A 4,032-nucleotide genomic window follows, 5' to 3' on the forward strand; every position below is an offset into this window, starting at 1 on the left:
GGGCCGCCGGGGCCGGGCGGCCTCCTCGACGGTGTGATCGATCTGGTGCCGGCGAGGAGTGCGGTCGGCGCCGGGCTGCGCCGGGCCCGGGACATGCTGGACTACGGCGACGCCGCGACCGTCGCGGCCGTGCTCGGTTGCGGACGGCGTACGACCGCCCATGACACCGTGCCCTTCGCGCTCTGGTCGGCCGCCCGCTCCCTGGGCGACTACGAGCGGGCCTTCTGGACGACCGCGCAGGTGGGCGGAGACGTCGACACGACCTGCGCGATCGTCGGTGGGGTGATCGCCGCCGGAAAGGCCGGAGTGCCACCCGCCGAGTGGGCCGACCGGGTCGAGCCACTGCCCGGGTGGGTGCGGACCTCGGTCTGAGGTCCGCGGAGGGCGGCCGGAGGTCCGGGGGCGGGACGGAGCTTCCGGGGTTCGGAACTCTCCGTACACCTCGGGAACTCTCTGTGACGGTCCGCTCGTTGTCAGGACATCCACTGTGCGAGGCGTGAGCTCCGACAGCTACCGGTGTGCCGCGCGGGACGTCGTCGCGTCGGTCGCGCGGTGCGCATCTGCCTCGTCGGTTGCGTGGTTGGTGTCTGCTACGTGGGTCGAGTCGGTCGTGTCGGGGAGAGGGGCGGTTGCGGTGATCATGAACGCGTGGCTCGTCGTTCTGCTCGCGACGGCGGCCCTGGCGCCGCGCCTCGCGGGTCGGCCCGGCGCTCTCCGGCCGACCCCCGTGACGCCGGTCGGAGAGCTGCCGGGCCGGACCCGCGGCATTCCGGGCTCAGCCCATGCCGGGTCCCGCCGAGCCGGACAGGGCCTCCAGGTCGCTTTTGCGGACCCGGATGACGAACCACGCGGTGGCCAGGGCGAGTACGGCCATCGCGGCAGCGGGGATGAAGGCCGTGGAGATGCCCTCCGTGAGCACCTCGTGTCCCCAGGGCGCGGGCAACTGCTGCGTCTGGGCGAACTCCGCCTTCTGCTCCGCCGTCCCGTGCGCGAGGAAGTCCGGGACCTGCTTCTCCGCCTCGTCCCTGCTCGCCGTGCCGAACACCGTCGTCAGCAGGGCCAGCCCCACCGACCCGCCCACCTGCTGGGTGGCGTTGAGGAGTCCGGACGCCGCGCCGGCCTCGTGCTGGGCCACCCCGGACACGGCGGTGAGCGTCAGTGTCACGAAGTTCAGGCCCATGCCGAAGCCGAAGACCAGCATGGGGCCCAGGATGCCGGTGACGTAGGAGCTGTCGGAGCTGATCAGCGTCTGCCAGGCAAGACCGATCGCGGCGAGCGCCGAACCGACGAGCATGAACGGCTTGGGGCCGAACACGGGAAGGAACCGCTGCGACAGCCCGGCGCCGAGCGCGATGACGACCGTCACCGGCAGGAAGGCGAGACCCGCCTCGATCGGCGTGTACCCGAGGACGTTCTGCACGAAGAGGACGATGTAGAAGAACATGCCGAACATCGCCGCGGCCAGGCTGAGCATGATCACATACGTGCCCGCGCGATTGCGGTCGGTGAACATCCGCAGGGGAGTGATCGGCTCCTTGGCCCGGGACTCGATCAGTGCGAAGGCCACCAACAGGACCACGGCGGCCACGAAGGAGCCGATGGTCACGCCGTCCTTCCAGCCTTCCTCCGCGGCCCGGATGAAGCCGTAGACGAGGGAGGCCATACCGGCGGTCGAGGTCACCGCACCCGCGATGTCGAAGCGGCCGGTGTGCCGCTCGGATTCGTTGATGTACATCGGTGTGAGTACGGCGATCAGCAGGCCGATCGGCACGTTGACGAAGAGCACCCACCGCCAGTCGAGCCACTCGGTGAGCATGCCGCCCGCGAGCAGCCCGATGGCGCCACCGCCGGCGGACACCGCGGCGAAGACACCGAAGGCCCGATTGCGCTCGGGTCCTTCCGGGAACGTGGTGGTGATGAGTGCCAGCGAGGTGGGCGACGCGATCGCGCCGCCCACGCCCTGCAGTACGCGTGCGGCCAGCAACTGCCACGGCTCCTGGGCGAACCCGCCGAGCAGCGAGGCGAAGGTGAACAGCAGGATGCCGCTCATGAAGACACGGCGGCGGCCGAGGATGTCGCCCGCGCGGCCCCCGAGCAGCAGCAGACCGCCGAAGGTCAGCGTGTACGCGCTGACCACCCAGGTGAGGTCCGTGGTACTGAACTGGAGAGCGTTCTGAATATGCGGCAGCGCGATGTTCACAATCGTCGCGTCGAGTACCACCATGAGTTGGCAGGCCGCGATGACGGTGAGCGCGACGCCGGGACGTCCCTGTCGGCGGGCCGCTCCCGGCTTCTGGTCATGGATCAACGGAGAGGTTGTCACTATAGGTCCCCCACAAGTGTGTCAGTGAACGCTCGCGTTCACTGTTGCGCCAACGGTAGGAGTCCTCGACAGTGAACGCAAGCGTTCACTGAAACGGGTCGCCCGGTGTGTCCCCCTCAGTCACCGCGCGGCGCGTGTTTCATCCCCGAATGCCCACTTCCGCTGCTCGTTGGAGAGAGTCAGATGGTTACTTCGAGCTGGGCGGCCGCTGATGCCCAGACGGCCGCTTCCCGTCGCCGCGGTGCCGTGCTGGAACGCGCGATCCTCGATGCCGCGCTGGAACAGCTGAGCACGGTCGGCTGGAACGGCCTGACGATGGAAGGCGTCGCCGCCGCCGCCCAGACCGGCAAAGCGGCTGTCTACCGGCGCTGGCCGTCCAAGGAGGACCTGGTCGCCGACGCCCTGTGGGCCGGGCTGCCGCAGTTCGACGCGGTACCCGATCTGGGGAGCGTGCGCGAGGACCTGCTGGACCTGTGCCGGCGAGCGCGCGACGCGATGTTCTCCCCCTCCGGTTTCGCGGTGCGCTCGGTGATTTACGAATGTGACAGCACGCAGGCCGAGCGCTTCCACGCCGTCATCTTCGAGGGTGTCGTAGAGCCGGTCATCAGAATGCTGCGCGAGGTGATCGAGCGCGGAATCAAGCGGGGAGAGGTGCGGGCCGACGCGGCGAACGGCTATGTCTTCGACGCCATCCCGGCGATGATGATGTACCGGTCGAAGATGTGCGGCAGCGAACTGGCGGACATCGATCTGGAGGAGATGATCGACCAGTTGATGGTTCCGCTGCTGCGGCACAGCGACTCGTGACACGGGCGCCGGGCGGATGCCGGCGCAACTCCGGGACCGGGGTGTCGCCCGCCGTCGGGGGCGGCGTACGCTAAGGGCGCCATGCCGTACGAACCACCAACTCACACCGTCGAGCGCTCGCTGCGCGCCACGACCGGAGCGAAGATCGTCGCGGGTGTCGACGAGGTGGGGCGCGGCGCCTGGGCCGGCCCTGTCACCGTCTGCGCGGCGATCACCGGACTGCGCCGGCCCCCGCAGGGTCTCACCGACTCCAAGCTCCTCACCGTCAAGCGGCGCACCGCGCTCGCCGAAACGCTGCGGACCTGGGTGACGTCGCACGCCCTGGGCCACGCGTCGCCCGAGGAGATCGATGAGCTGGGGATGACGGCCGCGCTGCGGCTGGCGGCGGTGCGCGCGCTGGAGGCGCTGCCCGTCCGGCCCGACGCGGTGATCCTCGACGGCAAGCACGACTACCTCGGGTCCCCCTGGCAGGTTCGTACGGTCATCAAGGGTGACCAGTCGTGCGTGGCGGTCGCGGCGGCCTCGGTGATCGCCAAGGTCCAGCGCGACAAAATGATGGCCGAACTGGGCATCGACCATGCAGACTTCGGTTTTGCGGACAACGCCGGGTATCCGTCGCCCGTACACAGGGCCGCACTGGACGTCCGGGGGCCCACTCCGTACCACCGGTTGTCATGGGCGTATCTTGATGCGCTGCCCCAGTGGCGGCATCTCAAGAAGGTCCGCAGCTTGACCGGCGCGCGTGTTCCGGAGATCGAGGGTCAGCTCGGCTTCGACTTCTGACGGGCCGCTCGCACTGATGTGCCACCCGGCGGCGCGAGCCGTACCAGCGTTTGATAAAAATCAGCCCATGCCTCTCCCTCCCGAGGAGCCTCAGATTCACGAGAGTGCCCAAGGTCCCC

General features: G+C 69.3%; 4 protein-coding genes. 3 read left to right on the forward strand and 1 reads right to left on the reverse strand.

Translation table 11 applies throughout. From position 1 onward, the window contains the following. Positions 1-372, forward strand: a 372-nt coding sequence (locus B9S61_RS02155; RefSeq protein ID WP_146064678.1) for an ADP-ribosylglycohydrolase family protein, incomplete at its 5' end; no start/stop codon positions are given. 403 nt (positions 373-775) lie between these two features. On the opposite strand, the gene B9S61_RS02160 is transcribed toward B9S61_RS02155, so the two are convergent. Further along, positions 776-2,323, reverse strand: a complete 1,548-nt coding sequence (locus B9S61_RS02160; protein ID WP_103540659.1) for an MFS transporter — start codon at positions 2,321-2,323, stop codon at positions 776-778. 183 nt (positions 2,324-2,506) lie between these two features. Here B9S61_RS02160 and B9S61_RS02165 point away from each other — a divergent pair, with 183 nt between their 5' ends. Together B9S61_RS02165 and B9S61_RS02170 are read left to right on the forward strand one after the other, a co-directional pair. Then, positions 2,507-3,130, forward strand: a complete 624-nt coding sequence (locus tag B9S61_RS02165; protein ID WP_103540660.1) for a TetR/AcrR family transcriptional regulator — start codon at positions 2,507-2,509, stop codon at positions 3,128-3,130. An 81-nt stretch (positions 3,131-3,211) separates the two neighbouring features. Next, on the forward strand, positions 3,212-3,913 hold the full coding sequence (locus B9S61_RS02170; protein WP_103540661.1) for a ribonuclease HII: 702 nt from the start codon (positions 3,212-3,214) through the stop codon (positions 3,911-3,913). Positions 3,914-4,032 lie beyond the last annotated feature (119 nt).

This window comes from Streptomyces sp. SM1 (genome assembly GCF_002910825.1).
Classification (GTDB): domain Bacteria; phylum Actinomycetota; class Actinomycetes; order Streptomycetales; family Streptomycetaceae; genus Streptomyces; species Streptomyces okerensis.